The 23,948-nt window shown below is 61.1% G+C and carries 26 protein-coding genes; 19 read left to right on the forward strand and 7 right to left on the reverse strand.

Features of this window, described 5'->3' with window-relative positions; all coding sequences use genetic code 11:
* Positions 1 to 9: 9 nt before the first annotated feature.
* Positions 10 to 1,818 carry a peptide MFS transporter gene (locus tag D1223_RS11290; RefSeq protein WP_119376535.1) on the forward strand — a complete coding sequence of 603 codons (1,809 nt, stop codon included), beginning with the start codon at positions 10 to 12 and terminating at the stop codon, positions 1,816 to 1,818.
* Here the strand turns inward: D1223_RS11290 and D1223_RS11295 are convergent.
* Positions 1,815 to 2,240, reverse strand: coding sequence for a rhodanese-like domain-containing protein (locus D1223_RS11295; protein WP_119376536.1), 426 nt, complete (start codon positions 2,238 to 2,240; stop codon positions 1,815 to 1,817). The two genes, D1223_RS11290 and D1223_RS11295, sit on opposite strands and share 4 nt — an antisense overlap.
* Before the next feature lie 299 nt (positions 2,241 to 2,539).
* Here D1223_RS11295 and D1223_RS19155 point away from each other — a divergent pair, with 299 nt between their 5' ends.
* The gene (locus tag D1223_RS19155; protein ID WP_267896313.1) at positions 2,540 to 2,674 is read left to right on the forward strand and encodes a hypothetical protein; all 135 of its coding nucleotides are present in this window, start codon (positions 2,540 to 2,542) and stop codon (positions 2,672 to 2,674) included.
* On the opposite strand, the gene tldD is transcribed toward D1223_RS19155, so the two are convergent.
* On the reverse strand, positions 2,671 to 4,074 hold the full coding sequence (gene tldD / locus D1223_RS11300; RefSeq protein WP_119376537.1) for a metalloprotease TldD: 1,404 nt from the start codon (positions 4,072 to 4,074) through the stop codon (positions 2,671 to 2,673). The two genes, D1223_RS19155 and tldD, sit on opposite strands and share 4 nt — an antisense overlap.
* A gap of 55 nt (positions 4,075 to 4,129) precedes the next feature.
* Complete coding sequence (locus tag D1223_RS11305; protein ID WP_233349914.1) at positions 4,130 to 4,678, reverse strand: tetratricopeptide repeat protein; 549 nt, start codon at positions 4,676 to 4,678, stop codon at positions 4,130 to 4,132.
* A 157-nt stretch (positions 4,679 to 4,835) separates the two neighbouring features.
* Here D1223_RS11305 and coxB point away from each other — a divergent pair, with 157 nt between their 5' ends.
* The 10 genes from coxB (at position 4,836) to D1223_RS11350 (ending at position 13,780) form a co-directional block, all read left to right on the forward strand.
* Positions 4,836 to 5,792 (forward strand): cytochrome c oxidase subunit II, encoded by a 957-nt coding sequence (gene coxB / locus D1223_RS11310; protein ID WP_119376539.1) that lies wholly within the window; start codon positions 4,836 to 4,838, stop codon positions 5,790 to 5,792.
* 26 nt (positions 5,793 to 5,818) lie between these two features.
* Complete coding sequence (gene ctaD, locus D1223_RS11315; protein WP_119376540.1) at positions 5,819 to 7,492, forward strand: cytochrome c oxidase subunit I; 1,674 nt, start codon at positions 5,819 to 5,821, stop codon at positions 7,490 to 7,492.
* Between the two features lie 90 nt (positions 7,493 to 7,582).
* Positions 7,583 to 8,551, forward strand: coding sequence for a heme o synthase (gene cyoE / locus D1223_RS11320; RefSeq protein ID WP_119377123.1), 969 nt, complete (start codon positions 7,583 to 7,585; stop codon positions 8,549 to 8,551).
* Positions 8,548 to 8,709: a hypothetical protein gene (locus tag D1223_RS18940; RefSeq protein ID WP_199288212.1), complete on the forward strand. Its 162-nt coding sequence runs from the start codon at positions 8,548 to 8,550 to the stop codon at positions 8,707 to 8,709. Before cyoE ends, D1223_RS18940 begins: the two co-directional genes overlap by 4 nt.
* A complete protein-coding gene (locus D1223_RS11325; RefSeq protein ID WP_119376541.1) occupies positions 8,709 to 9,260 on the forward strand; it encodes a cytochrome c oxidase assembly protein in 552 nt (183 codons plus the stop codon). Before D1223_RS18940 ends, D1223_RS11325 begins: the two co-directional genes overlap by 1 nt.
* Positions 9,261 to 9,333: 73 nt before the next feature.
* Entirely contained in the window at positions 9,334 to 10,206 is an 873-nt protein-coding gene (locus D1223_RS11330) for a cytochrome c oxidase subunit 3 (RefSeq protein WP_119376542.1), read from the forward strand.
* A gap of 6 nt (positions 10,207 to 10,212) precedes the next feature.
* Positions 10,213 to 10,599, forward strand: a complete 387-nt coding sequence (locus D1223_RS11335) for a DUF983 domain-containing protein (protein WP_119376543.1) — start codon at positions 10,213 to 10,215, stop codon at positions 10,597 to 10,599.
* Entirely contained in the window at positions 10,596 to 11,294 is a 699-nt protein-coding gene (locus D1223_RS11340; protein WP_119376544.1) for an SURF1 family cytochrome oxidase biogenesis protein, read from the forward strand. Before D1223_RS11335 ends, D1223_RS11340 begins: the two co-directional genes overlap by 4 nt.
* Positions 11,295 to 11,304: 10 nt before the next feature.
* The gene (gene thrC / locus D1223_RS11345) at positions 11,305 to 12,687 is read left to right on the forward strand and encodes a threonine synthase (protein ID WP_119376545.1); all 1,383 of its coding nucleotides are present in this window, start codon (positions 11,305 to 11,307) and stop codon (positions 12,685 to 12,687) included.
* Between the two features lie 40 nt (positions 12,688 to 12,727).
* Positions 12,728 to 13,780 carry an EAL domain-containing protein gene (locus D1223_RS11350; protein WP_119376546.1) on the forward strand — a complete coding sequence of 351 codons (1,053 nt, stop codon included), beginning with the start codon at positions 12,728 to 12,730 and terminating at the stop codon, positions 13,778 to 13,780.
* Here the strand turns inward: D1223_RS11350 and D1223_RS11355 are convergent.
* Positions 13,777 to 14,337, reverse strand: a complete 561-nt coding sequence (locus tag D1223_RS11355; protein ID WP_119376547.1) for a YqgE/AlgH family protein — start codon at positions 14,335 to 14,337, stop codon at positions 13,777 to 13,779. The genes D1223_RS11350 and D1223_RS11355 overlap by 4 nt on opposite strands.
* Positions 14,338 to 14,452: 115 nt before the next feature.
* Here D1223_RS11355 and D1223_RS11360 point away from each other — a divergent pair, with 115 nt between their 5' ends.
* The 3 genes from D1223_RS11360 (at position 14,453) to D1223_RS11370 (ending at position 16,508) form a co-directional block, all read left to right on the forward strand.
* Complete coding sequence (locus tag D1223_RS11360; RefSeq protein ID WP_119376548.1) at positions 14,453 to 14,935, forward strand: peroxiredoxin; 483 nt, start codon at positions 14,453 to 14,455, stop codon at positions 14,933 to 14,935.
* Positions 14,936 to 15,069: 134 nt separating this feature from the next.
* Positions 15,070 to 16,032, forward strand: coding sequence for an SPFH domain-containing protein (locus D1223_RS11365; protein WP_119376549.1), 963 nt, complete (start codon positions 15,070 to 15,072; stop codon positions 16,030 to 16,032).
* Positions 16,032 to 16,508 (forward strand): NfeD family protein, encoded by a 477-nt coding sequence (locus D1223_RS11370; RefSeq protein WP_119376550.1) that lies wholly within the window; start codon positions 16,032 to 16,034, stop codon positions 16,506 to 16,508. The genes D1223_RS11365 and D1223_RS11370 overlap by 1 nt, the downstream gene beginning before the upstream one ends.
* A gap of 131 nt (positions 16,509 to 16,639) precedes the next feature.
* Here the strand turns inward: D1223_RS11370 and xseA are convergent, their stop codons facing one another.
* Complete coding sequence (xseA, locus tag D1223_RS11375; RefSeq protein ID WP_119376551.1) at positions 16,640 to 18,115, reverse strand: exodeoxyribonuclease VII large subunit; 1,476 nt, start codon at positions 18,113 to 18,115, stop codon at positions 16,640 to 16,642.
* A gap of 8 nt (positions 18,116 to 18,123) precedes the next feature.
* Positions 18,124 to 18,573 (reverse strand): hypothetical protein, encoded by a 450-nt coding sequence (locus D1223_RS11380; RefSeq protein ID WP_119376552.1) that lies wholly within the window; start codon positions 18,571 to 18,573, stop codon positions 18,124 to 18,126.
* 162 nt (positions 18,574 to 18,735) lie between these two features.
* On the opposite strand from D1223_RS11380, the gene purD reads away from it, so the two are divergent.
* The 3 genes from purD (at position 18,736) to D1223_RS11395 (ending at position 22,117) form a co-directional block, all read left to right on the forward strand.
* Positions 18,736 to 20,022 (forward strand): phosphoribosylamine--glycine ligase, encoded by a 1,287-nt coding sequence (purD, locus tag D1223_RS11385; protein ID WP_119376553.1) that lies wholly within the window; start codon positions 18,736 to 18,738, stop codon positions 20,020 to 20,022.
* A gap of 99 nt (positions 20,023 to 20,121) precedes the next feature.
* Positions 20,122 to 21,207: a phosphotransferase family protein gene (locus tag D1223_RS11390; RefSeq protein WP_119376554.1), complete on the forward strand. Its 1,086-nt coding sequence runs from the start codon at positions 20,122 to 20,124 to the stop codon at positions 21,205 to 21,207.
* A gap of 4 nt (positions 21,208 to 21,211) precedes the next feature.
* The gene (locus tag D1223_RS11395) at positions 21,212 to 22,117 is read left to right on the forward strand and encodes a hypothetical protein (protein WP_119376555.1); all 906 of its coding nucleotides are present in this window, start codon (positions 21,212 to 21,214) and stop codon (positions 22,115 to 22,117) included.
* A gap of 4 nt (positions 22,118 to 22,121) precedes the next feature.
* Here the strand turns inward: D1223_RS11395 and D1223_RS11400 are convergent, their stop codons facing one another.
* Positions 22,122 to 22,982 carry a hypothetical protein gene (locus tag D1223_RS11400; RefSeq protein ID WP_119376556.1) on the reverse strand — a complete coding sequence of 287 codons (861 nt, stop codon included), beginning with the start codon at positions 22,980 to 22,982 and terminating at the stop codon, positions 22,122 to 22,124.
* Between the two features lie 102 nt (positions 22,983 to 23,084).
* Between D1223_RS11400 and D1223_RS11405 the strand changes: the two genes are divergently transcribed.
* Entirely contained in the window at positions 23,085 to 23,945 is an 861-nt protein-coding gene (locus D1223_RS11405) for an OmpA family protein (protein ID WP_158588457.1), read from the forward strand.
* Positions 23,946 to 23,948 lie beyond the last annotated feature (3 nt).

Consider the following 23,948-nt stretch of genomic DNA (forward strand, 5'->3'; position numbering starts at 1 on the left):
GGAGTGAAAATGAGTGACGCAACCGCCGATGGCGTCTCGGTAGAGTCGGACCGTCCAACCATTCTTGGCCATCCTCGCGGCCTAGTAATCCTGTTTTTTGCGGAGATGTGGGAGCGCTTTTCCTATTACGGGATGCGCGGCCTGCTCATTCTCTATCTCACTTGGCATTTCCTGTTCGAAAGCGACTTCTCGCTGACGCTTTACGGCGCCTATGTGGCGCTTGTGTATCTGGGGCCGCTCCTCGGTGGCTATCTGGCGGACAAATACATCGGATTTCGGAAGGCAGTGACTTTCGGCGCGATCTTGCTCGTGATTGGCCACGGTCTGATGGGCTTTCATGGCCCGAAAGCGAGCGAGGCCATCGTCATTGACGGGACGAGCTATGAGCTCACCCGCATGGAGTACGACGAGTCCCAGAGCCGGAACATTGTTGTCGATGGCGCAGAGGTGCCAATCCTGACGTTCGAGCAGCCTGAGAAGGGCTCCGATATTCGTAATATTTCCTACGAAACAGACGGCGGGACTGTTACGGCGACCGGTACGATCGAACGCGTTCAAAGCCCGCTTTACAGCACGATCCTTTTTCTCGCACTCGCCTTTATCGTGGCGGGTGTCGGTTTCCTGAAGCCGAACATCTCGACATGCGTTGGCGCGCTTTACGAAGAAGGTGACCGGCGCCGCGATGCGGGGTTCACCATCTACTACATGGGTATCAATCTGGGCTCTTTCCTGGCCGGTATCTTCTGCGCGATTGCGGCTGCGACGCTCGGCTGGTGGGCGGGCTTCGGTCTCGCCGCGGTCGGCATGCTGGCCGGCCTCATCGTTTTTGTGATTGGCCAGGACTGGCTGGAAGGACGTGCAGAACCGCCCGCAGACGTCGATCTGAAAACGCCGGTCGTTGCCGGCATCAACCGTGAATGGCTAGTCTATCTTTCTGGATTTGCCTTCGTCATCGTCGCCTTTTTCCTGCTTCAGATCGCCGGGATCATGTCGCTGGCCATGCATGGGGTGTTCGCTGTCGTCACGACAGGCATTGTCATCTACATGCTTGCCAAGCTGGAGCCGGTCGCGCGCGACAAGATGATCGGCCTGCTAATCCTGATCGTTTCGTCGGTTCTGTTCTGGGCGCTGTTCGACCAGGGGCCGAGTTCGCTGAATCTGTTTGCGGCCGCACACGTCACCAATGAAATTGGCGGCTGGGAGTTCCCGGCGCCGGTGCTGCAATCGGCCAATCCGTTGTTCATTATTATCTTCGCACCGATCATCGCGGCGCTGTGGACGTTCCTTGGCAAGCGCGGGAAGGAGCCGAACGCCTTCTTCAAGTTTGGCTTGGCCATGGTTCAGATCGGGGCCGGCTTCTATGTGCTGAATCTCGGTATTGCCGGGGCGTCTGAAGGGGCAGATGGCACGATCAAGATCAGTGTCATCTTCATCGTCCTCATGTATCTCCTGCACACGACTGGTGAAGTCTTCCTTTCCCCGGTCGGCCTGTCGGCTGTTACCAAACTGTCCGTGAAGACGATTGTCGGCTTCATGATGGGCTTCTGGTTCCTGGCGTCGTCTTACGCCAACGTTATCGCGGCCCAGGTGGCCCGCGCGACGCAGGTGCCGGAAGGGGCGCCGGCGCAGCAGAGCATTGATGCATACAGTGCTGTTTATGCCCAGCTCGGTACGGCTGCCGTGGCGCTTGGCATCGTCCTGCTTGTGGCGAGCCCGTGGCTACGCAAGCTGACCCACGGCGCTGACGGCAGCGGCCCGAAAGAACGTCGCGGTGAGGTGGATGCGGCTGGCGTGACCCTGGATCGGAGCCCGGACTAGCGGTAGGGCCGCACCGGCAGGTCGGCGTCGATCCAGCCGTCGGGGCCCATGACCCCGCCGGCAACGCTGGTGACGTTCTGATAGCCGGCAGCCAACAATTTGTCGCGCGCCTCAGCAGAACGGTTTCCCGAACGGCAGATGAGCGCGATACGCTGGCTCTTGTTGCCGCCGGTCACCCTGTCAACCTGGCTGATGAAATTGTCATCCGCGACAGAAACGGTATGCGCCGTGACCGGGACACCGGTCTGGGCCCACTCATCCGGGCGCCGTACATCAATCAGGATGCCGCCAGCCTTGCGGACCATGAGGTCAGCCCGGTTGACCGGCATTTCTGGTGGCAGGCCCTGGGCGAGGGCGGATGAGGCTAGCGGTCCGGCGGCCAGGACCGCGACAAAGACGGAAGCGATCAGTCGTTTCATCATATGAGTTTAGCATATTTCGATGGGAAGCGTCGTCACTCATCGGCACCGGCTTGCGCGGCACAGTGCGTTTACGTAAAGGTTGAGAAGAAAAACCGTGAGGGGGGATGAATGCGGTTACTTCTGTGCGGCCTGTTGAGCCTCTGCGTGCCGGTCCTGTCAGGCTACGCGCAGGAAGTCGATTCCGACAGGGACACCCATTCGGCCTGGTCACTTTCTGCACCGAGCCGATATTCTGCTACGAATCTAAACGCGCGGTCTCCCGGGTCGAGTTCGAACCCAAATATGAGAGTGGCGTCCCTGTGATACGGACCGATGTCGTTTATCCGCTCGAATACACGCTGTCGGACTACGATCCGGCGACCGGCGAACACGTCGCCAAGCCGTTCCGGACCGACAAGCCACAGCGGCCCTGCCGGGAAGTGCCCGTCTCCTAACCGGCGCCGCCGACGGTCAACGAATCGACCTTGAGCGTAGGTTGGCCGACGCCGACCGGCACGGATTGGCCTGCCTTGCCACAGGTGCCGATACCGTCATCCATGGCGAAGTCATTGCCGATCATCGACACCTTGTTGAGTGCGGTCGGGCCGTGGCCAATCAGCGTCGCATTCTTCACCGGCGCGACGATCTTGCCGTTCTCGACCAGGTAGGCCTCGGTGCACTGGAAGACGAAATTACCGGATGTGATATCGACCTGGCCGCCACCGAAATCGACGGCCCAGATGCCGCGCTTGATCGACTTCACGATTTCGTCCGGATCGTCCTGGCCGCCGAGCATAACCGTATTTGTCATGCGCGGCATGATGCCGGCGTCGTAGGATTCGCGGCGGCCATTGCCCGTCGGCGACATACCCATGAGGCGGGCATTCTGGCGATCCTGCATATAGCCCTTCAGGATGCCGTCCTCGATCAGCACCGTCCGCTGTGTCGGTGTGCCCTCATCATCGAAGGACAGCGAGCCCCGGCGCGCATCAATCGTGCCGTCATCGATCACGGTGACGCCCTTGGCGGCGACCTGCTCACCGATCCGGCCTGAATAGACAGAGGTCTGCTTGCGGTTGAAGTCACCCTCGAGGCCGTGGCCAACCGCTTCGTGAAGCAGGACGGCGGGCCAGCCCGGGCCCAGCACCACTTCCATTTCACCGGCGGGGGCAGGGATGGACTCGAGGTTGATCTCCGCCTTGCGAATCGCGCGCTCGGCGAGCGCTTTCCAGCGCGAGGGGGCGATCCATTCATCATAGGCGGCCCGGCCACCCGCGCCTGCGCTCGCCGATTCGCGCCGCCCGTCCTTTTCCAGGGTCACGGACACATTCAGCCGGACCAGCGGGCGCACATCGTGGAAGGCGTCGCCGCCCGGGCGCAGAACATCGATTTCCTCGCGGCTGCCGGCGAGCGACACTGACACCTGGACGACTCTCGGATCCTTGGCGCGGACCCATGCGTCGATCTCGGCCATCAGGTCGGTCTTGACCCCGAAGCCCGGGGCTTCAGTGGGGTCAATCGGGGCGTAGAGCCGCCGATTGGTGGGTTGAGGACTGACATCGAGCGAGCCCTTGTAGCCGCGTTTCGCGGCGGATGCGGTCTCTGCGGCGCGGCGGATCGCTTCGATTGTCAATTCGCCGGCATGTGCGTTGCCGCTGGCCTCTCCTGCAATCACCCGAAGGCCGAAGCCCTGACTGGTGTCGTATGAGGCCGACTTCAGCCGGCCGTCATCGAACAGGAAATGCTCCGAGCGCGCACGCTGGACAAAGATATCGCCATCGTCGGCGCCATCGCAGGCGTCCGCCAGAATGCTGGTTGCGGCCTGGCGGTCAAAGGGGAGGTCATTTTCTAGCATGCGCCGAGAATGGGGCCTTGCGCGCCGGGGTGCAAGAAGGCTTTCGCTGTTGTGCCTATTGGCGGACGGTGAAGCGGTCGAGTTGCTTCTCAGCCAGCTCCCAGCCCGGTTTCAGTTCCAGCGCTTTCTGGAAATCATTATAGGCACCGGGAAGGTCACCGGTATTTTCCCGCGCGATCGCCCGATTGTAATAGGCTGCGAAGATATCGATGGTTTCCAGTTCGATTGCCTTGTTGAGCGGTTCCAGCGCGAGGTCGAAATCCTTCTGGTAAATATGCGCGGCTCCCATATTCAGATAGGCCGCGCCGAGCTCCGGTTGCAGCTCTATCGCCTTTGCATAATCGTCCAGAGCATCCTCATGATCGCCTTCGCGCATGCGGATGACGCCGCGATTGACGTAAGTCGCTGCGCGATTGGGGCGTGTCATGGTTTCTTCCTGCAAGGCCCGCGTACAGGTCTGATCGGCTGAGCGGAAAAGATAGTTGCCGCTCTTGGCGAGGTCGAAGCACTCCCTGGCCAGTCCGCCACCAACAACAAACACCTGCGCAGACGCGGTGGATACCGCAACAGACAACACAGCGCCCAGCATCAAAGCACGGTTCATGTTCATTCTCCCGAGTTCACAACCAATATAATATAGCGCCTTTTGTTGAGCGCGGCGAACTGGCTGCGACAAATTTGAAAACACTGAGCGCTTGGGTGGACGCCTCGAAAGAGTGTAGTTATGGCAATGCTCGAACAAATCCTAGGGAGTCGGGTCTGTGCGTTTCCTTGTCACTCTTCTGAGCTTTTTCGGCTTCAGCGCGGCTGCGTTTGCCGCCGAACCTGTAAATGGTGCTCTGAATTTCCAGCCTGCTGCGACGCGTATCATGGAGCGTCTGCACGGCTTTCATACCTATCTTCTCGTGATCATCACTCTGATTACGATTTTCGTCCTTGCGCTGCTCATCGTCGTGATGGTGCGCTATAACAAGCGGGCCAACCCGGTTCCGCGCAAGTTCAGCCACAATACGGCGATCGAGATCATCTGGACGGTCGTTCCGGTCCTGATTCTCGTCGCGATTGCCGGCCCGTCCTTCTCGAACCTGTTCTATCAGGAAAATGAGCCGGACCTGGAAGTGATCGCCCAATCAAGTGACGATAATCCGAACATCTATCCTGACGCCGCGGCTGAAGGCTGGGTGACCGTGAAGGCGCAAGGCAACCAGTGGAACTGGACCTATTCCTTCCCGGACGAGCTGGACGATGGCGGTTACCCCGTTGAGTTCGTGTCCAACCCGCTCCAGCGCGGTCTCAGCAGCGACCAGGATCTGGAAGGCGCACGCGGCCCGCGTAATCTCACGGTCGACTATCCGCTCGTGCTGCCGGTAAATCGCTATATTCGCTACCAGACGGCTGCGTCCGACGTCATTCACTCCTTCGCCATGCCGGCCTTCGGTATCAAAACCGATGCCGTGCCGGGCCGCCTGAACGAAGGTTGGTTTCTGGTTGAGGAGGAGGGCACCTATTATGGCCAGTGCTCCGAGCTTTGCGGCAAGGACCACGCCTTCATGCCAATCGAGATTCGCGTTGTCAGCGCAGATGTTTATGACGCCTGGATCTCGTCGCTCAAGGCGGGCGAATTCGATGCGGCTTTCGAAGCCCTTCCGGCCCGCCAGCAAACCGTTTCAACCGATGTGCCGACGGACGCTTCCATGCGCCTCGCCCAGGCCCAGTAGTTTCAGAGGAATTTTCTGACATGGCTATGGATCAAGTCTCGACAGCCCACGACGATCATGCACACGATCACAAGCCGGGCTTTTTTACACGCTGGTTCCTTTCAACGAACCACAAGGACATCGGTACGCTGTACCTGGTGTTCGCGCTGGTCGCGGGGATCGTCGGCTACACGCTGTCAGGCCTCATCCGGCTTGAGCTTGCGCAGCCGGGCATCGGGCCGCTTACCGGCCTGATGGAGTTCTTCGGTTACTCGGGCGATCAGGCGATCGAACACGCCAAGCACTTCTACAACGTCGTGATCACCTATCACGGCCTGATCATGATCTTTTTCATGGTTATGCCCGCCCTGATCGGTGGTTTCGGCAACTGGTTCGTCCCGCTGATGATCGGTGCACCCGACATGGCGTTCCCGCGGATGAACAATATTTCGTTCTGGCTGACGGTTGCCGCCTTCATCATGGCGTGCATCTCGATGCTCATCCCGGGCACCGGTCAGTTCCTCGGTTTCGGCGGCGGCTGGGTGCTCTATCCGCCTCTGTCGAGTGCAACTGGTCACCCTGGACCGTCCATGGACCTGTTGATCCTGTCGCTGCACACGGCCGGTATCGCTTCTATCCTTGGCGCCATCAACTTCATCGTGACGATCCTCAACATGCGTGCGCCGGGCATGACGCTGCACAAGATGCCGCTGTTTGCCTGGTCGGTGCTCGTGACGGCTGTCCTGCTGCTGCTCGCGCTGCCGGTCCTCGCCGGTGCCCTGACCATGCTGCTGACAGACCGGAACTTCGGATCTCAGTTCTTTGATCCATCCGGCGGCGGCGACCCGATCATGTTCCAGCACCTGTTCTGGTTCTTTGGTCACCCGGAAGTCTACATCATGATCCTGCCGGCCTTCGGCATCATCTCGCACATTGTGTCGACCTTCTCGAAGAAGCCGGTCTTCGGCTATCTCGGTATGGCTTACGCCATGGTGTCCATCGGCGCGATCGGCTTCATCGTGTGGGCCCACCACATGTACACCGTCGGCATGCCGTCCGACATGAAGGCCTATTTCGTTGCGGCGACCATGGTCATTGCGGTGCCGACCGGCATCAAGATCTTCTCGTGGATCGCGACCATGTGGGGCGGTTCGATCGACTTCGAAGTGCCTATGGTCTGGGCGATCGGGTTCATCTTCCTGTTCACCGTTGGCGGTGTGACGGGCGTCGTTCTGGCCAATGCCGGTATCGACCATGCCCTGCACGACACCTACTACGTCGTCGCGCACTTCCACTACGTGCTCTCTCTCGGCGCGGTGTTCGGCCTGTTTGCGGGCTGGTACTACTGGTTCGAGAAAATGTTCGGCGTGAAGTACAACAAGACGATCGGCTATGCCCACTTCTGGACGATGTTCATCGGCTCCAACCTGCTTTTCTTCCCGCAGCACTTCCTCGGGCTGAATGGCATGCCGCGCCGCTACATCGACTATGCGGACGGGTTCACCACCTGGCACTTCTGGTCATCGATCGGCTATGCCGTGACGTTGGTTGCCACCGCCATCTTCTTCATTGGCCTGATCGAAGCGGCTATCCGTCGCCGCAAGGGGGCAGCCAATCCGTGGGGCGAAGGTGCTACGACGCTTGAGTGGACGCTGCCTTCGCCGCCGCCATTCCACCAGTTCAACGAGCTTCCAGAAGTGAAGCCCGACAGCCATCACTAATGGCTTGAACGCGGGTACAATTCGAGGGGCGGCCCTTTGCGACTGATGCGCGAAGGGCCGTTTCCACTCCAGACGACAGGACCTGAAACCATGTCTTCGACCGACGCATCCGACCTGCAACTGCCGCGCACCCGGCCGGCCACCGCGGTTGACTATGTGCAGCTGATGAAGCCGCGCATCATGATGCTTGTGGTCTTTACGGCGCTGGCCGGTCTTGTCGCTGCGCAGAGCGTGACCGGTGTTTCGATCAATCCTGTCATGGCCGGCATTGCGACCCTGGCAGTCGCGCTAGGCTCCGGGGCCGCCGGGGCCATAAACATGTGGTATGACGCCGACATCGACAGCGTCATGAAGCGCACGTCGACGCGGCCCATTCCATCTGGCGCCGTGCCGCGTGACGAAGCCCTTGCCATGGGGCTGATCATGTCCGGCGTCTCGGTCCTGTTGATGTGGCTGGCCTCGAATGCTTTAGCCGCGGGCCTGCTTGCCCTGTCGATTGCCTATTATGGCTGGTTCTACACCATGCTCCTGAAACGACGCACGCCACAGAACATCGTTGTTGGAGGGGCTGCCGGGGCTTTCCCGCCAGTCATCGGGTGGGCGGCTGTGACAGGGTCGACGACACTCGACGCCTGGCTGCTGTTTGCCATCATTTTCTTCTGGACCCCGCCGCACTTCTGGGCGCTGTCGCTTCTCGCCCACAAGGAATACGAGAAAGCGGGCGTGCCCATGCTGCCGGTGACGCACGGCGCCGCGGCCACGCGAAACCAGATCCTCGCCTACACCATCTTTCTGGCACCGCTTGGCGCGCTGCCGGTGTTTACCGGATTGGGCGGTGTCGTTTACGCCGTCGTCTCTGTCATTCTGGGCGTAGCGTTCCTGTATCTCGCCGCGCGCGTTTGGCGTAGCGATGCCGGAGATGCCGGCGCAGCGCCTGCAAGCCTGAAAAAGGCGAAGGGACTGTTCGGCTTCTCGATCCTATATCTCTTCCTGCTGTTTGCCGCACTCATCGCAGAGCATGGGTTCGGCGCCTATATCGCCGTCCCGGGGCTGGCATGAGCGACGATCGCCCAACCCCTCCTGATCTGGATGACGAAGCGCGCAAGGCGCAGAAACGGCGCAATTTGTGGCTGGCGTTGGCCCTTGTCGCATTTGTCGTGCTCGTGATCGTTACCACGATGGTGCGGCTTGGCGGAGGCGTACCGGAGCGGATGTGATGACCAACTCGACCAAGACTCTTCTTATCACCGTGGTTGCCGCGCTTGGCATGCTTGGCCTCGCCTTCGCGTCCAAGCCGCTTTACGACACGTTTTGCCGCGTGACCGGTTTTGGTGGAACGACACAAATTGCCGAGGCCGCGCCGGAAGACATCCTGGATCGTCACCTCAATATCCGGTTCGACGCGAACGTCATTGATGCGCCGGTCCTGTTCCGGCCGCTCCAGACCAGCATGGACATCAAGGTCGGCGAACACGGCCTTGCGTTTTACGAAGTATCCAACACGTCGAAGAATGATGTTAGCCTTATGGCTTCCTACAATGTGACGCCTCACAAGGCTGGGCTCTATTTCAATAAACTGGAGTGCTTCTGCTTCACAGAGCGAATTGTGAAGGCGGGGGAGACGAAAAAACTGCCCGTGGTTTTCTTCATCTCGCCGGACCTGGACAGGGAGCGTAACATGGATGATGTCCGCACCATCACGCTCTCCTATACCTTCTATCAGACGGACAGTTTCGAGGGTGCGGCGAATTCGGCTGCACTCAACTGAGGTGTTGCGACTCTTTGGCGGCGCACGCTAAAAGGCGCCAGAATTATTGGGACTATGCGAGGGATGCCGGCCGATGGCTCATGATGAAGTAAAACACGACTACCACCTGGTAAATCCGTCGCCCTGGCCGCTGTTCGGCTCGATGGGCATGATCGTTCTGGCGCTTGGCGCCGTGACCTACATGAAGGGCCTGTTCGGCATGCCGGAAGGCACCTGGTGGTTGTTGGCGGTCGGTTTTGCCAGCATTATCTGGGTCATGGTCGGCTGGTGGCGCGAAGTCATCAAGGAAGGCCGCCAAGGCGACCATACACCCGTCGTGCAGATCGGCCTGCGCTACGGCATGATCCTTTTTATCGCTTCGGAAGTCATGTTCTTCGTGGCCTGGTTCTGGAGCTTCTTCGAGTTCGCGATCTTCCATGGCGCCCGCGTCGGCGAGACGTTCGATGTCTCAAACCCGATCTACCAGGAAGGCCTGAGCCGCTTCGCAGAATGGCCGCCGGCCGGTGTCGAGGTGTTCGACCCGTTCCACCTGCCGCTGATGAACACGCTGGTCCTGCTGCTCTCGGGCACGACCGTGACCGCAGCCCACCACGCCCTGCAGCATGATAACCGCAAGACCGCGATCCTGATGCTCTTCATCACGATCGTGCTCGGTGTCAGCTTCACCGGCCTGCAGGTGCTCGAATACACCCATGCTGGCTTCACCTATGACGGCACGCTCTATGGCTCCGCCTTCTTCATGGCGACGGGCTTCCACGGCGCGCACGTGGTGATCGGCACGATCTTCCTGATCGTCTGCCTGATCCGCCTGATGAGCGGCGGCATGTCTGCCAAGAAGCATCTCGGTTTCGAATTCGCCGCCTGGTACTGGCACTTCGTGGACGTCGTCTGGCTGTTCCTGTTCGCCTTCGTCTACGTCATCCCGTACCTGGTGATGGGCCACTAGTTTACCGTGGCACGCGAGGTCTCTCCCATATCGGCCGGGCTGCGCTGTCGCTGCCCGGCCTGCGGGGAAGGCCCGGTATTCAGATCATATCTGGAGTTTGCCCCGTCCTGCACGGCTTGCGGGGCAGACTTCTCGAAAGCCGACTCGGGTGACGGGCCGGCTTTTTTCGTCATGTTCCTGCTCGGCATCCTGATCATGCCGCCTGTGCTGCTGGTGCAGGCGTTGTTCTCGCCGCCCTTCTGGGTGCACCTCATCCTCTGGACGCCGGTCATCGTGGTCCTTGCCGTTATGCTTCTGCGGCCGTTCAAGTCGCTGATGTTCGCCCTGCAATGGAAGAACAAGGCAGAAGAAGCGCAATGGTCTGACGGGGGCCCCGGCGGAGACGCACAATGAGCTTCCGTCCCCTTCCGCTGATGAGCGTCCTGACCATTGTCAGCCTCGCCATCCTGATCTGGCTGGGAAACTGGCAATACGGCCGATACTCGGAAAAACTGGGCAAGGCGCCAGAAGAGGCGGCCCAGTTCGGGCCTGTGCTGGTCGACGTCGACACGGCCAATCCCGGCAATGCGCAACAGGTCTACGGCATTGTCGACGGCGAAGCGGTTTGGCGGCGTTACCTGCCGGGCCGGATCGACGGACAGGGCGAGCTGGTGCTCGTGCTCTGGGACGCAACGTCTGGCACAAGGCCGGTGCCGATGGCCATCTCGGATGCCGGTCCGGTTGCCTATGAAGCGAACGTCTTCATCCGTGAACCCGGCAAGCAGAGCTTCGGCGGCAAGAACGATCCCGCCAACGATTCCTGGTATCATTTTGATGGCCGTGCGATGCTCTCCAATCTCGGATACGAGATGGATACACAGCCCCGCGTGGTCGAACCGGATATCCTGACGGTTCGGCTGGCTGAAGAGCTTTCGCGCTCGCGCCAGACCGAGAATCCCTATGCGACCCCTGTCGTCCGCGACCCGCTGCCGCCAGAGCGCCATTTCGGATACGCGCTGACATGGTGGGGGCTGGCCATCGCGCTCATTGGCGTGTACGCCGCCTTCCATCATTCCAGAGGGCGGCTGCGCTTCAAGAAGCAGGACTAGAGCTAGAGCCATGAAATTCATCTCGACCCGCGGCCAGGCCAGCCCGGCCAGTTTTGTCGATGCGTGCCTGTCAGGGCTGGCCCCGGACGGCGGCCTTTTCGTTCCAGAGACATGGCCCCGGATTGAACCGGCTGGACCGAACGAAACCTATGTCGACGTAGCCGTTCGCGTACTCGCGGCCTTCGCCGAGGATGAACTCGATGAGGCGACCCTGCGGGGCATCTGCGAGCGGGCCTATGCGAGTTTCGCGCACCAGTCCGTCGCGCCACTCGTACAGTGGGGGCCGAATGCCTTCCTGATGGAGTTGCATCACGGGCCGACACTGGCCTTCAAGGATGTGGCGATGCAACTCATCGCGCAATTCTTCGATACGGTTCTTTCCCGCCGGGGTGAGCGGATGAGCGTAACCTGCGCGACCTCCGGCGATACGGGCGGCGCAGCCGCGGCGGCTTTCGCCGGGGCGAGCAATGTCGATCTCTTCATCCTGCATCCATTTGAGCGTATTTCGCCCGTCCAGCGCCTCTTCATGACGACGACGGGAGCGAGCAACGTCCACAATATTGCGATCGACGAGGACTTCGATGCCTGCCAGGCCATCGTGAAGGCCCTCTTTGCCGACCGCGACTTTGTCGTGCGGTCGGGCCTGTCGGGCGTGAACTCGATCAACTGGGCCCGGATCGCCGCGCAGGCCGTATACTATGCCACAGCGCAGGCCGCGCTTGGCACGGACCGTCCGCTGCGCATCGTCGTGCCGAGCGGCAATATGGGCGATGCTTTGGCCGGCTATGTTGCGGCCCGCTGTGGCCTGCTGCATGGATTCGAAGCCGTCTGCGCCGTGAATGAGAACGATGCGCTGCGCGTCCTCCTCGGGGAAGGGCGCATGGCGCGGGCGAGTGCCGTCTCGACGCCGAGTCCAGCCATGGATATCTCCATCCCGAGCAATTTCGAGAGGATCGCATTCGAAGCATCTGGCCGCGATGCGGACCTGATCCGTCAGATCTACAACCAGTTCGCACAAGGTGGCGACGTGGACCTGCCGGAAAAAATCAAGGGCCCGCTGGCTTGCACGGGCCTCAGCGCGAAGCGCGTCTCGAACACCAATACGCTGGAAGAAATGAAGCGCGTGCATGACGAGACAGGCTGGCTCATCTGCCCGCATACCGCTGTCGGCACCTCGGTTGCGCGCAGCCTGCCCGAGAGTGACGCCATGACCGTTGTCCTGGCCACGGCACATGCGGCGAAGTTTCCCGAAACCGTTGAAAAGGCGACGGGTCTGACACCAGACCTGCCGCACCGGGTACAGGGCGTGATTGCGCGCGACGAAGAATTCGACCGCGTCGCAAACGATCTTGCTGTGGTCAGGACCTTTATTCGCGACCATCAGCGCCTCTAGACCTCTCGCCAGCGAAGCTGGAAAGAACTAGGCTGCCATCATGCAAAACGAAACCGCCACCACTGTTGGCCATTGGTCCTGGGATCCGGACCTGAAACGTTTGCGCATCGATCCGGACCGGAGTGCGGCGCTCGACGATATCAGCGGTTCCTGGTCACTGAACGCGCTCGGCGTCCTGCTGGATGGGTTCAGCCGGAGCCGGCTTGAGCGCGCGCTCGACCCAGCCTCCGGAGCCCGCAGGGACATCGCATGTGCGGTCGGCCTGTCGAGCGGGGGCGCCATTCGTCTGGTCGGCCGGTTTGATGCGCGTGGCGGCGCCTCTGGCGACCTCGTCCGCGATGATACGTCTCTTGATGGCGGCATCATCCCTGCGCCCGGGCCGGGGCTGGATGCCGCGTTTCAGCCGATCGTGTCTTTGACGACAGGCCGCATTGCCGGTTTTGAAGCACTGGCGCGCTGGGACGGTGCACCGCCCTCGCACCAGGCTGGCGGACAGGCGCTGAGCGATGATGCCCTGGCGCCAAACATGCTGATCCGGGCTAGCGAGGCGCTGGCATCATGGCAGAAAGCTGGGCACCACGGCCTGTTCGTGAATGTCAATCTGACGGGGCGCGATCTTGCCAGTGAGGATCTGCCCAGCCTTGTTGAAGCGCTGGTATCAGGTCATGGTTTTTCGCGGGGCCAGCTTCGTATCGAGCTGACCGAGCAGGCGGCCCTGCGCGATGACGTTGAAGCCGTCCGTGTTGCAACGGCCCTTAAAGAGGTGGGCGCCGGCGTCATCCTTGATGATTTCGGGTCGGGGCATTCGTCGTTTTCCTGGCTCGCCTCTCTGCCTGCCGATGGCCTGAAGATCGATCCCGATCTCATTCGCCAGACCGGTTCGGAAAAGGTTCGCGTAATCCTCGAAACGATCACGTTGCTCGCCTCGCGCCTGAAGATGAGCACGACGGCGGAGGGTATCGAGAATCTGGAACAGATCGGCCTGCTACGCACGCTCGGCTTCCAGTATGCGCAGGGCTTTGCCTTTTCCCATCCGGTTTCTGCGACCGAGGCAGCGAGGCTCCTGGTCTCGGCCGGGGAGCAGGGCGGCTAGGCAGTCCCGCCGCCGAAATGGAGCCGCGAGGCGTCTATGCCGATCAGCTCCAGTGCGCGGGCCCACTTGTCTTCATGGCGGGTGCCATAGACGAGGTCGGGGTCGACAGTACCGATTAGCCAGGCATTTTCAGCAATCTCGCTTTCGAGCTGTCCAGGCCCCCAACCGGAATAGCCCAGCGCCATCATCGATTCGCGGGGCGCTTCGCCGGTTGCGATGGCCACAAGGATGTCGCGCGTGGCGGTCAGGCAGCAATTATCGCCGATATCCATGGTCGCGCCATCGGAGTAAAAGTCGTCAGTATGGACAACGAAGCCGCGGTCTGTGCCAACCGGTCCGCCGCTCAAAACGGCCGTGTCGGGAACGCGGATATCCTGCTCGATGCCCAATTGGGTCAACAGTTGTGGCAGGGTGAGGTCATCGATCGGCTTGTTGAGGGTGATGCCCATGGCGTAATCGGGCTCATGCGCGCAGACCATCACGAGGGATCGGGAAAAGCGGCTGTCACCAATCCCGGGCATGGCGATAAGGAGTTTGCCGGTCAGGTCCTCAATCATGGCCTGTGCCCTTTCTTCACCAGACAGGCTGACTCAGGGGCCATGGATTGGCAAGCGTTCATTGATCATCTCGCCGGTCGTGCCTAAGTAGCGATCAGCTGAAGAGGAGCTTTCAATGACGATCAAGACTGGCGACAAACTGCCCGAAGCCGTGTTCATGGAAATGACCGCCAACGGTCCCGAACCGCGCAAGACCGACGATATCTTCGCCGGCAAGACAGTGGCCCTGTTTGCCGTGCCCGGCGCGTTCACGCCGACCTGTTCGGCCAAGCACCTGCCTGGTTTCATCGAGAAAGCCGAGGCGCTGCACGGCAAAGGCGTGGACGATATCGTGTGCACCTCGGTGAATGATGTCTTCGTCATGAATGCATGGGGCGAGCAGGCCGAGACCGGCGGCAAGGTCCGCATGCTGGCCGATGGCAACGGCGCCTTCGCCAAGGCGTGTGGCCTGGAGATGGATGCCAGTGGCTTCGGCATGGGCGACCGCTCCAAGCGCTACTCGATGCTCGTCAAGGACGGCGTCGTCGAGCAGCTGAACGTCGAGGATGGCGGCGAGTTCAAGGTATCCAGCGCCGACTATCTTCTCGGCCAGATTTAAGCCTCCCGGAATCATCCGATACGGGCTAGAACGGCGCATACCGATATCGGTGTGCGCCGTTTTTGAGTCCGATTTTATTGAAAAACGGCAAATCGCACCCGATCTTAGGTACAGGTCATAAGGAGGGAACCTGTATGGAGCCATCATTTGTCGTCGCCATTATCCTGGCGGTTGCGGGTCTTGTGCTGCTGACATCTGCGGTCACTGTGGTGCCGCAGGGCTACAATTACACCGTCGAGAATTTCGGGCGATACACGAAGACGCTGAACCCCGGGCTTCATTTCATCGTGCCGTTCTACCAGCGCGTCGGGCGCAAGATGAACATGATGGAGAGTGTTCTGGACATCCCGACGCAGGAAGTGATCACCAAGGACAATGCCATGGTGTCCTGCGATGCGGTTGTTTTCATTCAGGTTATCGACCCAGTGTCGGCCGCCTATGAGGTCAACAACCTCCAGAATGCCATCCAGAACCTTTCGCTGACCAATATCCGGACGGTGGTCGGCTCGATGGACCTCGATGAAGTGCTCTCCAATCGTGACGAGATCAATGCGCGCCTTCTCAACGTCGTGGATGCGGCGACCAATCCCTGGGGCGTGAAGGTCACCCGGATCGAGATCGCCGACCTCACCCCGCCGGCGGATATTACAGAAGCCATGGCGCGCCAGATGAAGGCCGAGCGCCTGAAGCGGGCGGAGATCCTGACGGCGGAAGGCGACAAGCAGTCGGCCATTCTGAAAGCCGAAGGCGCCAAGCAGTCCCAGATCCTCGAGGCAGAGGGCCGCCGCGAAGCCGCGTTTCGTGACGCCGAAGCCCGCGAACGCGAGGCAGAAGCCGAAGCAAAGGCAACGGCCATGGTGTCGGAAGCCATCGCGAAGGGCGATGTCAACGCGATCAATTACTTCCTGGGCCAGCAATATGTGACGGCGTTCGAGAAGCTTGCGACCGCGCAGAACCAGAAGACGGTGATCATTCCGGCCGAGTTCAGTTCTATTCTTGGCACGATTGAAGGCATTCGCGGTCTCGCGGAGTCAGCGACCTCAAATCGCAATGGTGGCGGGGCCGTTCCCTCGTCGCGCCGTCGGGAGGACACGTGATGGAGTGGGCGAATGAGCTGATGTGGCCGCTGACCGCCTGGCACTGGCTGGCCCTTGGCCTGATCCTGCTGTCGATCGAGATGGCCGTTGGCACGTTCGACCTGCTATGGATTGCAATAGCGGCGGGCGTGACGGCGATCTTTGCCGCCATCGCGCCGGCTGGCCTTTCTGACTGGCAGGGCCAGCTCATCTTCTTCGCCGCCGCTGCGACGGGCCTTCTGATCCTAGGGCGGACGGTGTTTGCTGGCATGCGGCGCCTGGTGAGTGATCACCCGACGCTGAACCAGCGGATGAACCGCACTATCGGCCAGCGAGCCCTTGTTGTTTCAGGGTTTTCCGGCGGCATGGGCCGGGTGAAGCTGGGCGACACCGAATGGTCTGCCGAGACGATGGATGGCAGCAATCCGGGCGAGGGCACATCGGTCGTCGTGGAGGAGACCAACGGAAACATCCTTCGGATCCGCATCGCGGGCTGAGGGGGAAACTTGCGGGAAAGACCGTCGGTCGGCCAGGCCGGGAGTGAGTCTGATTTCCATACAATTCCAGTATGATTCCAGTACGAAAACAGTCTGATTCCGGTCTGGCCGGATGGCAGGCGCGTCCCGGCCTAGAAGAGTGACCCTTGGGGCGGCGCATCCGGGTCTTTCGAGGTCTTCGGGCTGGCAGCCGGCTTGTCCGGTTCTGACCTCTCCGGTTTTGGCTTCTCCGGTTTTGACTTGCCCGGTTTCGACGCCTTGCCGCCCGCTCCGGCGCCGGTCACGTCTGCCGCGATGCGTCCATCGGCCAGAGCTATATCGAGCGAGTCGCCTGCCTTCACCGCGCCGGCACTTTTCAAGACCCGGCCGCTTGCATCTTTCACAATGGCGAAGCCGCGGTCGAGAGTCGCCTGATAGGAGAGCGTCTCGAGCAGTTTCGCCTGAGAGGCGAGCGCTGTGCGATTTTCGCCTATCACGCGAGTCACGGCTGGACGGGCGCGGACCGCGACATCGATCAGCTGCTGGCGTTTGCGCCGGGCATCCATTTGCAGCGGCTCAGGGCGGAGCCGCGCCTCGGTGCGAGTCAGCTCGATCCGCTTCGACTTGATCGCGCCGGACAGGCCCGAACGCAGGCCCGCCTCAAGATAGTCGACCGTCTGGCGCTTCTGGGCGATCAGCGTTTCGAGCTTCGGCAGGCGCGCGGCCCGCAGCCGGTCGCGGTCATGCCGCACGAGCCGCGAAAGCGCGTGGGTGAGGCTCTGGCCATATTCGCTGATCGTGATCATCAGGTCCTGACGAACCGGAACCGCAATCTCGGCGGCGCCGGTCGGCGTCGGGGCCCGCGCATCGGAAACATAGTCGATCAGCGTCGTATCGGTTTCGTGGCCAACCGCCGAGATGAGCGGGATCTGGCTTTCAAAAGCGGCGCGGACGACATTCTCCTCGTTGAACGGCCAGAGGTCTTCAATCGAGCCGCCGCCGCGCCCGACGATCAGCACGTCCGGTCGGTCCTCGCCGGTCATCGCGTTGAAGCCGCGAATACCGGATTCGATCTGGGCAGCGGCCGCATCGCCCTGGACCAGGGCCGGCCACACGATCACACGAACCGGAAAGCGTTCCCGGATGCGATGCAGGATATCGCGGATGACGGCGCCCGTCGGGCTGGTCACGACCCCGACTGTGCGCGGCAGGTAGGGCAGGGCTTTCTTGTGCCGCTCGTCGAACAGACCTTCGGCGGCAAACTTCTTCTTGCGTTCTTCCAGCAGCGCCATCAGCGCACCCGCACCGGCCGGACGCATGAAGTCGGCGATCATCTGGTAATTGGAGCGGCTGGCATAGATGGACAGCTTGCCCTCGGCCACGACTTCGAGCCCTTCTTCAGGCTTGAAAGGCAGGCGCTGGACCGAGCCTTTCCACATCACCGTGTTGAGAACGGCCTTCTCATCCTTGATGTCGGCATACATGTGGCCGGAGCGCGCAATCGTCACGCGGCCGAGCTCGCCGCGCACGCGCACATGATCGTAATTGGTCTCGATGGTCCGTTTCAGGCTCGCGGCGAGTTCTGAAACCGAGAGTTCGGCAATGTTGGAGGCGCTTTCCTCTGACACGGCCAGCCTTACCCTTCGTCCGATCCGTCTTTGTCAGACTGCGAAGCGCCAACCGTCACGCGGGCCTTCATGTCGCCGGAGATGCGGGTCATCATGAAAGTGCCCGTCCAGTCGGATGGGTCGTCGAAGAACCAGACCCCCGAGATCAGGCAGCAGTCGGCATCGGTGTCGCCATGATAGCGCAGCATGATGGGATCGCCGGTTTCGTCATCGATGACGATCTTGGTGAAACGGACATCCAGCCCGTGCCGGAAGCCGTGAATGGTCGACTCATATTCATCGTCCATCGCTTCGGGACTGAAGTTTTCTTCAAGGACCGTGCCGGTGATCTTGCCGCCGTCTTCCTTGATCCAGGCGGTGAACATGATGGCGTCGTCTGTCAGGTCGTAAGCGTAGTAGCCTGTCCACAACCCGCTGAGGTCTCGGGAGAAGCGGCGTCTCTGGGAATTGTCTGCCATTGGCTCACTCTGCCTTCTCTGCATCTGCATCTTCAAGTGAATTTGCCAGCCATGTCTACCGGCCGATTCTCAGACCAACCCGTTCACAAGGCATGAACAAGGCAGGAATGGTGCTTCATTCGGGGCTTGATTGCGGCGGCTAGCAGGGCCATCACCCGCTCCATGAAAATTCTCATTCTTGGTTCCGGTGGGCGCGAGCATGCGCTGGCCTGGAAAATCGCGCAGTCCCCGCTTGTCGACGAAGTCTTCTCGGCGCCCGGCAATCCCGGCACGGACAAGATCGGGCCGTGCTTCGATCTCGATATCACCGACCTGAAGGCGGTGCAGGAGCTGGCGCTGCAGCTCAATCCCGACCTGATCATCATCGGGCCGGAAGCGCCGCTGGCGGCTGGGGCTTCCGATGCGTTGCGCGCGCGCGGCTTCGATGTCTTCGGGCCGAGCCAGCAGGCCGCCAGGCTCGAGTCGTCCAAGGGCTTCGCCAAGGATCTGATGCAGAAATACGGCGTGCCGACGGCTCGCTATGGCCGCTTCGATGACCTGACCGAGGCGCTCGACTTCCTTGAGACGATGGAGGCGCCCTATGTCATCAAGGCCGATGGGCTGGCTGCGGGCAAGGGCGTGGTGATCGCCGAAACGCTGGAAGATGCCGAGAATACGGTCGAGGAATTCATGACTGGCAAGTTCGGCGAAGCCTCCTCCGAAATCGTCATCGAGGAGTTCATGCAGGGCGAGGAAGCCTCCGTCTTCGTCATGACTGATGGCGAGGGCGCGATCTACCTGCCGGTCGCCCAGGACCATAAGCGGGTCGGCGATGGCGATACCGGGCCGAATACCGGCGGCATGGGCGCCTATGCGCCAGCCCCGGTCGTCGATGCGCGGACGCTGGAACTGGTGCAGACGATGATTGTCGAGCCGATGCTCTCAGGCATGGCTGAAGACGGCATGCCGTATCAGGGCGTGCTTTATGTCGGCATCATGGTGACCGAGGCCGGGCCGAAAGTGGTCGAGTTCAATGCCCGCTTCGGGGACCCGGAATGCCAGGTGCTGATGGCGGGCCTGCCGGGCGATATCGTCCCGGCGCTGCTTGTCTGCGCAACAGGCGGCCTTGCCGGGGCGCATGCCCAGCTCTGCGAGATGATGGGCCTCTCGGACTTCCGGCCGAGCGCAGTCGTCGTCATGGCGGCGAACGGCTATCCTGGCACGGTCGAGAAGGGCTCGGTGATCGAGGGCGTGGAGGCTGCCGATGCGATTGACGGCGTGACCGTCTTCCATGCCGGCACCGATGTGAACGCCGACAAAAAGCTCATCGCCGCCGGCGGACGCGTCCTTGGCGTCACTGCGACGGCTGAAGACCTCAGGACGGCGATTGCGAAAGCCTATGAAGGCGTTGACGCGATCGACTGGCCGGGCGGTTTCTGCCGGCGGGATATCGGCCGCCGGGTGCTCTGAGCCAGCGATTTTGAGCGCCATTTAACCCTGCGATATGCTTGTCCGTCTGCGTGTCCGCGCTAGGGTGCGCGGCAACCAGATCAAACAGGGAGAAGACCCATGGCGGAAGCCGCTGCACAGGAAATGTTCTCCGGAACCAAGGACGTTGCCGAGTCGCACAAGTTCAACGAGCAGAACCTCGCCGACTGGATGGAAAAGAACGTCGAGGGCTATGAAGGCCCGCTGACGGTCAAGCAGTTCAAGGGCGGCCAGTCCAATCCGACCTACAAGCTGTTCACGCCGAACAAGAAATACGTCATGCGCCGCAAGCCGCCAGGCAAGCTGCTGCCTTCGGCGCACGCCGTGGACCGCGAATTCAAGGTCATCAATGCGCTCTACCCGACGGGCTTTCCGGTCGCGCGGCCCTATGGCCTGTGCATGGACGAGGATGTCATCGGCACGATCTTCTACGTCATGGACAATGTCGATGGCCGCATCCTGTGGGACCAGACGCTGCCGGACTATGAGCCCGCCGAGCGCCGCAAGATCTACGAGGCCAAGGTGAAGACCTTCGCCGACCTGCACAATACGGACTACAAGGCCGTCGGCCTGCAGGACTTCGGCAAGGAGGGCGACTATTGCGCCCGCCAGATTCACCGCTGGACCAAGCAGTACAAGGCATCGGAGACGATGCATATTCCGGAGATGGAACAGCTCATCGACTGGCTGCCGAAAAACCTTCCGGCCAAGGAAGATGTGACCATCGTGCACGGCGATTATCGTCTCGACAATATGGTCCTGCACCCGACCGAGCCGAAAGTCATTGCCGTGCTTGACTGGGAGCTGTCGACGCTGGGTGATCCGCTTGCGGACTTTTCCTACCACCTGATGAACTGGGTGATGCCGGGCAATGACGAGTCGCGCGGCTCGATCGCCAATATCAAGGACCTGAAGGCCTGGGGCATCCCGACGCTGGAGGAATATGTCGACCTCTACTGCCAGCATACCGGCCGCGATGGCATGCCGGACCTCAACTATTATTTCGCCTACAACGCGTTCCGCCTCGCCGGCATCCTGCAGGGTATTGTCGGGCGAGTGCGCGACGGGACGGCGTCCAATGCCAACGCGGCTGCGAATGCCGAGCGCGTCGTGCCGCTGGCGAAGTTCGCCGCCGATCGTGCCCGCATGGCCGGTATGGAAGGCTAGGGCGATGGCAGAGGTGATCGAAGGCCCGCTGCGCAAGCCGGCGCAGATGCTCGCCGACCAGTCCTATGACGGTCACAGCTCAATCCATGATGACAGCGAGGCCGAAAAGCTGGGCATCAAGGCCGGGCCGATCGAGGGGCCGACCCATTTCAGCCAGTTCTCGCCATACCTTGTCGACCTGTTCGGCAAGGCATGGTTTGAGAGAGGGTGTTTCTCGGCGCACTTCCAGAACATGGTCGTCGAAGGCGAGGCGGTTCGCGTCTTCATCGAGCCGAAATCGGATACCTACGCCTTTTGCCGGGCCGAGAAGGAAGACGGCACGCCCGTGCTGGAAGCGAGTGCGACGCTCGGGCCCGACCATGGCGAGACCTTGCTTGAGGCCCGTATGGCGAAGCTGCGCCCGGCGGGCGAGCTGGTCATCCTGGCCGACATGAAGGTTGGCATGAAGGGCAAGCAGGAAGAAATCGTCCGTATGGATCCCGATCAGCATATGGGTAATCTCTATCCCTTCTCGCTGAACGAAAAGCTCGCCAAGATCACCGAACCGATGGACTGGTACAGCGACGCAGCCGGCTCGCCCTGGGGGCGGGCGATCGTGCCGACCGAAATGGTCTCGGTGCTCGGCAACTATACCGGCGGAATGATTGGCTGGCCGGTCAAGCGTCCCTCGATCGGCCTCTTTGCCGACCTCCAGATCAAGATGGTCGACGGTCCGCTATTCGTCGGTGAGACCTACCGGCTGGATCGTGAGATTGTGGCCCTGTCACAGTCCCGGCGTGTCGAGAATTACTGGGTGCTGACGAAGTTTCTCGAACCGGAGAGCGGTGACGTCAAAGCTGAAATGCTGCTGAACCACGGCGTGATGAAAGCGAGCTATCCGGACTATCCGAAAGAACTGCTGCCCGCCTGATTTATCAGTCTGCGGCGCAATCGGCGTCTTCGTAGTCCTCTGAGAAGATGTAGGTCTGTTCCGCAATCGGCACCGTAATGTCGCGGTAGAGCGTGCGACCGGGCTCGTCCCAAGACTGGTCGAAATCCTCCATATGGACGATACGGCCACCGAGAAAGCGTTGCAGGTGCTCCGCGTCGATCATGCCCCAATAGTTGTTCGGGTCTACCCGGCAGGGGTGCGCCTCCGCTTCGGTCTCCATCCGCTCACTGATGAGGTCGATATAGGCCTGGTCGACATGCTGGCCAGCGAGGTGGCCCTGCATGTGGTCCTGCCCGCTCTTGTGCGTGGTATAGCCGAGATTGTAGCCAAGACTTGCCATCATGAAGTCTGTCTGGGATGGCGCCGCCCCCTGCTTCAGCCAGCCAAACCAGCTCTTGAAGCCCATCATCGCTATTCCGTGTACGGCAATATGTGCGGAGCGGTGGATATACAGTTGGTCCGCCCCGGGAAGAATGACCATGGCGCAGGCGGACATGCATGGGCCGGCAATCACGACGGGCTCGCTTCGCTGGTCGATAATGCGGCTCATCATCCGTGCCGTCGCGACATTGCCGCCAGGACTGGTGATGATGATGCGGCGCGTCTCCGGCAGGTTGGCCAGCTTCAGGAACTGCTCTGGATAGATGGCTGAATTGTAGCAGATTGAATCATGCTCGCTAAGAACGGTCACGCCTTCTGTTTCGAGGCACGTCTCAACAGCGGCGTCGAGCAACGGGTCAGGTTCGTCGTAGCGGGAAGGGCTCTCCTGTGCCTGTGCGGCGGCCGTGGCAGGAAGGAGAAGCCAGGCGAGAAAAACAAGTGTGCGGTGAAACATGTTGCGCATCGGCAAGTTTAGTGGCGTTGCTGGTCACAGATATGGTTGGGAAAATTTACGATTGCCCAAAGACAGGCTAAGAACAAGTACAGAATGTCTGGAGTGGAGTACATGAAAGGGACAATGCGGATGGCCGGCTGGGGGCTGGTCCCGCTTCTGGTTGCCGGCCTGCAGGCCTGCGGCAATGGCGGCGCGACACCTCAGGATACGTCGGGCCCGGTCCAGTGTGTCGAAATTCCGGACGGATACTATCTGTTCGCCAACGGAAAGTTCACGCCGACGACGGAGGATATGGCCATTGAGCTCCCCGCCGAAGTCACCCAACGGGACGTCGTCTGGATCAACGAGTTCGAGGACCTCTTGCGCCAGACCGGGCCGGAATGGATCCGCCTGAAAGCCGTCGATGAGGTGCTGTTCGTAAGTGGCGAAGCCGACTCCGAGGAGGCCCGCGAGGATGCGCTGAGCGCGGTCCGCGCCGCGATTGTCGCCGACCGTCAGTTGCTGCAGCGCAACCTCTTTATGGTGGATGCCGTTTCAACGCCAGACGAGCCGCGGCCGCCTGGCGCGCTGTTCATGTCGATGCCGCACAATCCGCCGCTCGAGGCCTGCCGCACCCGCGGTGACCAGCTCGCGCGCAGCGAACAGATCACCTATGAGGAAGACGACACGGTTGTCAGCGAGGACAATCACAGGCTGCTGGACGCGCTGGCCGGTCTCACCATGATCTGCCGCGACTACCGTCTCGAAATCGGTGTTCACACGGATGCCCGCGGGGCGGAGTCCTTTAACCGGGTCCGCTCGCAGGCCCGCGCCGATGCCATCGCGGCCTATCTCCAGCAACAGGGCATTCCGGCCAGCCAGCTCGTGCCGTTCGGCTATGGGGAGACCCGGCCGATTGACCCGGCACAGACCAGTGAAGCCTATGCGCTCAACCGCCGGGTCGAGTTCCATTTTCTCGACAAGGGCGAGTAGATC

This window comes from Henriciella mobilis (assembly GCF_003576285.1).
GTDB classification, from domain to species: domain Bacteria; phylum Pseudomonadota; class Alphaproteobacteria; order Caulobacterales; family Hyphomonadaceae; genus Henriciella; species Henriciella mobilis.

What these genes read in the sequence shown, in the direction of transcription:
- D1223_RS11290 (WP_119376535.1), top strand. Translation starts at nt 10, where the DNA reads ATGAGTGACGCAACCGCCGATGGCGTCTCGGTAGAGTCGGACCGTCCA.
- D1223_RS11295 (WP_119376536.1), bottom strand. Translation starts at nt 2,240, where the DNA reads ATGATGAAACGACTGATCGCTTCCGTCTTTGTCGCGGTCCTGGCCGCC.
- tldD (WP_119376537.1), bottom strand. Translation starts at nt 4,074, where the DNA reads ATGCTAGAAAATGACCTCCCCTTTGACCGCCAGGCCGCAACCAGCATT.
- D1223_RS11305 (WP_233349914.1), bottom strand. Translation starts at nt 4,678, where the DNA reads ATGAACCGTGCTTTGATGCTGGGCGCTGTGTTGTCTGTTGCGGTATCC.
- ctaD (WP_119376540.1), top strand. Translation starts at nt 5,819, where the DNA reads ATGGATCAAGTCTCGACAGCCCACGACGATCATGCACACGATCACAAG.
- cyoE (WP_119377123.1), top strand. Translation starts at nt 7,583, where the DNA reads ATGTCTTCGACCGACGCATCCGACCTGCAACTGCCGCGCACCCGGCCG.
- D1223_RS18940 (WP_199288212.1), top strand. Translation starts at nt 8,548, where the DNA reads ATGAGCGACGATCGCCCAACCCCTCCTGATCTGGATGACGAAGCGCGC.
- D1223_RS11325 (WP_119376541.1), top strand. Translation starts at nt 8,709, where the DNA reads ATGACCAACTCGACCAAGACTCTTCTTATCACCGTGGTTGCCGCGCTT.
- D1223_RS11330 (WP_119376542.1), top strand. Translation starts at nt 9,334, where the DNA reads ATGGCTCATGATGAAGTAAAACACGACTACCACCTGGTAAATCCGTCG.
- D1223_RS11340 (WP_119376544.1), top strand. Translation starts at nt 10,596, where the DNA reads ATGAGCTTCCGTCCCCTTCCGCTGATGAGCGTCCTGACCATTGTCAGC.
- thrC (WP_119376545.1), top strand. Translation starts at nt 11,305, where the DNA reads ATGAAATTCATCTCGACCCGCGGCCAGGCCAGCCCGGCCAGTTTTGTC.
- D1223_RS11350 (WP_119376546.1), top strand. Translation starts at nt 12,728, where the DNA reads ATGCAAAACGAAACCGCCACCACTGTTGGCCATTGGTCCTGGGATCCG.
- D1223_RS11355 (WP_119376547.1), bottom strand. Translation starts at nt 14,337, where the DNA reads ATGATTGAGGACCTGACCGGCAAACTCCTTATCGCCATGCCCGGGATT.
- D1223_RS11360 (WP_119376548.1), top strand. Translation starts at nt 14,453, where the DNA reads ATGACGATCAAGACTGGCGACAAACTGCCCGAAGCCGTGTTCATGGAA.
- D1223_RS11365 (WP_119376549.1), top strand. Translation starts at nt 15,070, where the DNA reads ATGGAGCCATCATTTGTCGTCGCCATTATCCTGGCGGTTGCGGGTCTT.
- D1223_RS11370 (WP_119376550.1), top strand. Translation starts at nt 16,032, where the DNA reads ATGGAGTGGGCGAATGAGCTGATGTGGCCGCTGACCGCCTGGCACTGG.
- D1223_RS11380 (WP_119376552.1), bottom strand. Translation starts at nt 18,573, where the DNA reads ATGGCAGACAATTCCCAGAGACGCCGCTTCTCCCGAGACCTCAGCGGG.
- purD (WP_119376553.1), top strand. Translation starts at nt 18,736, where the DNA reads ATGAAAATTCTCATTCTTGGTTCCGGTGGGCGCGAGCATGCGCTGGCC.
- D1223_RS11390 (WP_119376554.1), top strand. Translation starts at nt 20,122, where the DNA reads ATGGCGGAAGCCGCTGCACAGGAAATGTTCTCCGGAACCAAGGACGTT.
- D1223_RS11395 (WP_119376555.1), top strand. Translation starts at nt 21,212, where the DNA reads ATGGCAGAGGTGATCGAAGGCCCGCTGCGCAAGCCGGCGCAGATGCTC.
- D1223_RS11400 (WP_119376556.1), bottom strand. Translation starts at nt 22,982, where the DNA reads ATGCGCAACATGTTTCACCGCACACTTGTTTTTCTCGCCTGGCTTCTC.
- D1223_RS11405 (WP_158588457.1), top strand. Translation starts at nt 23,085, where the DNA reads ATGAAAGGGACAATGCGGATGGCCGGCTGGGGGCTGGTCCCGCTTCTG.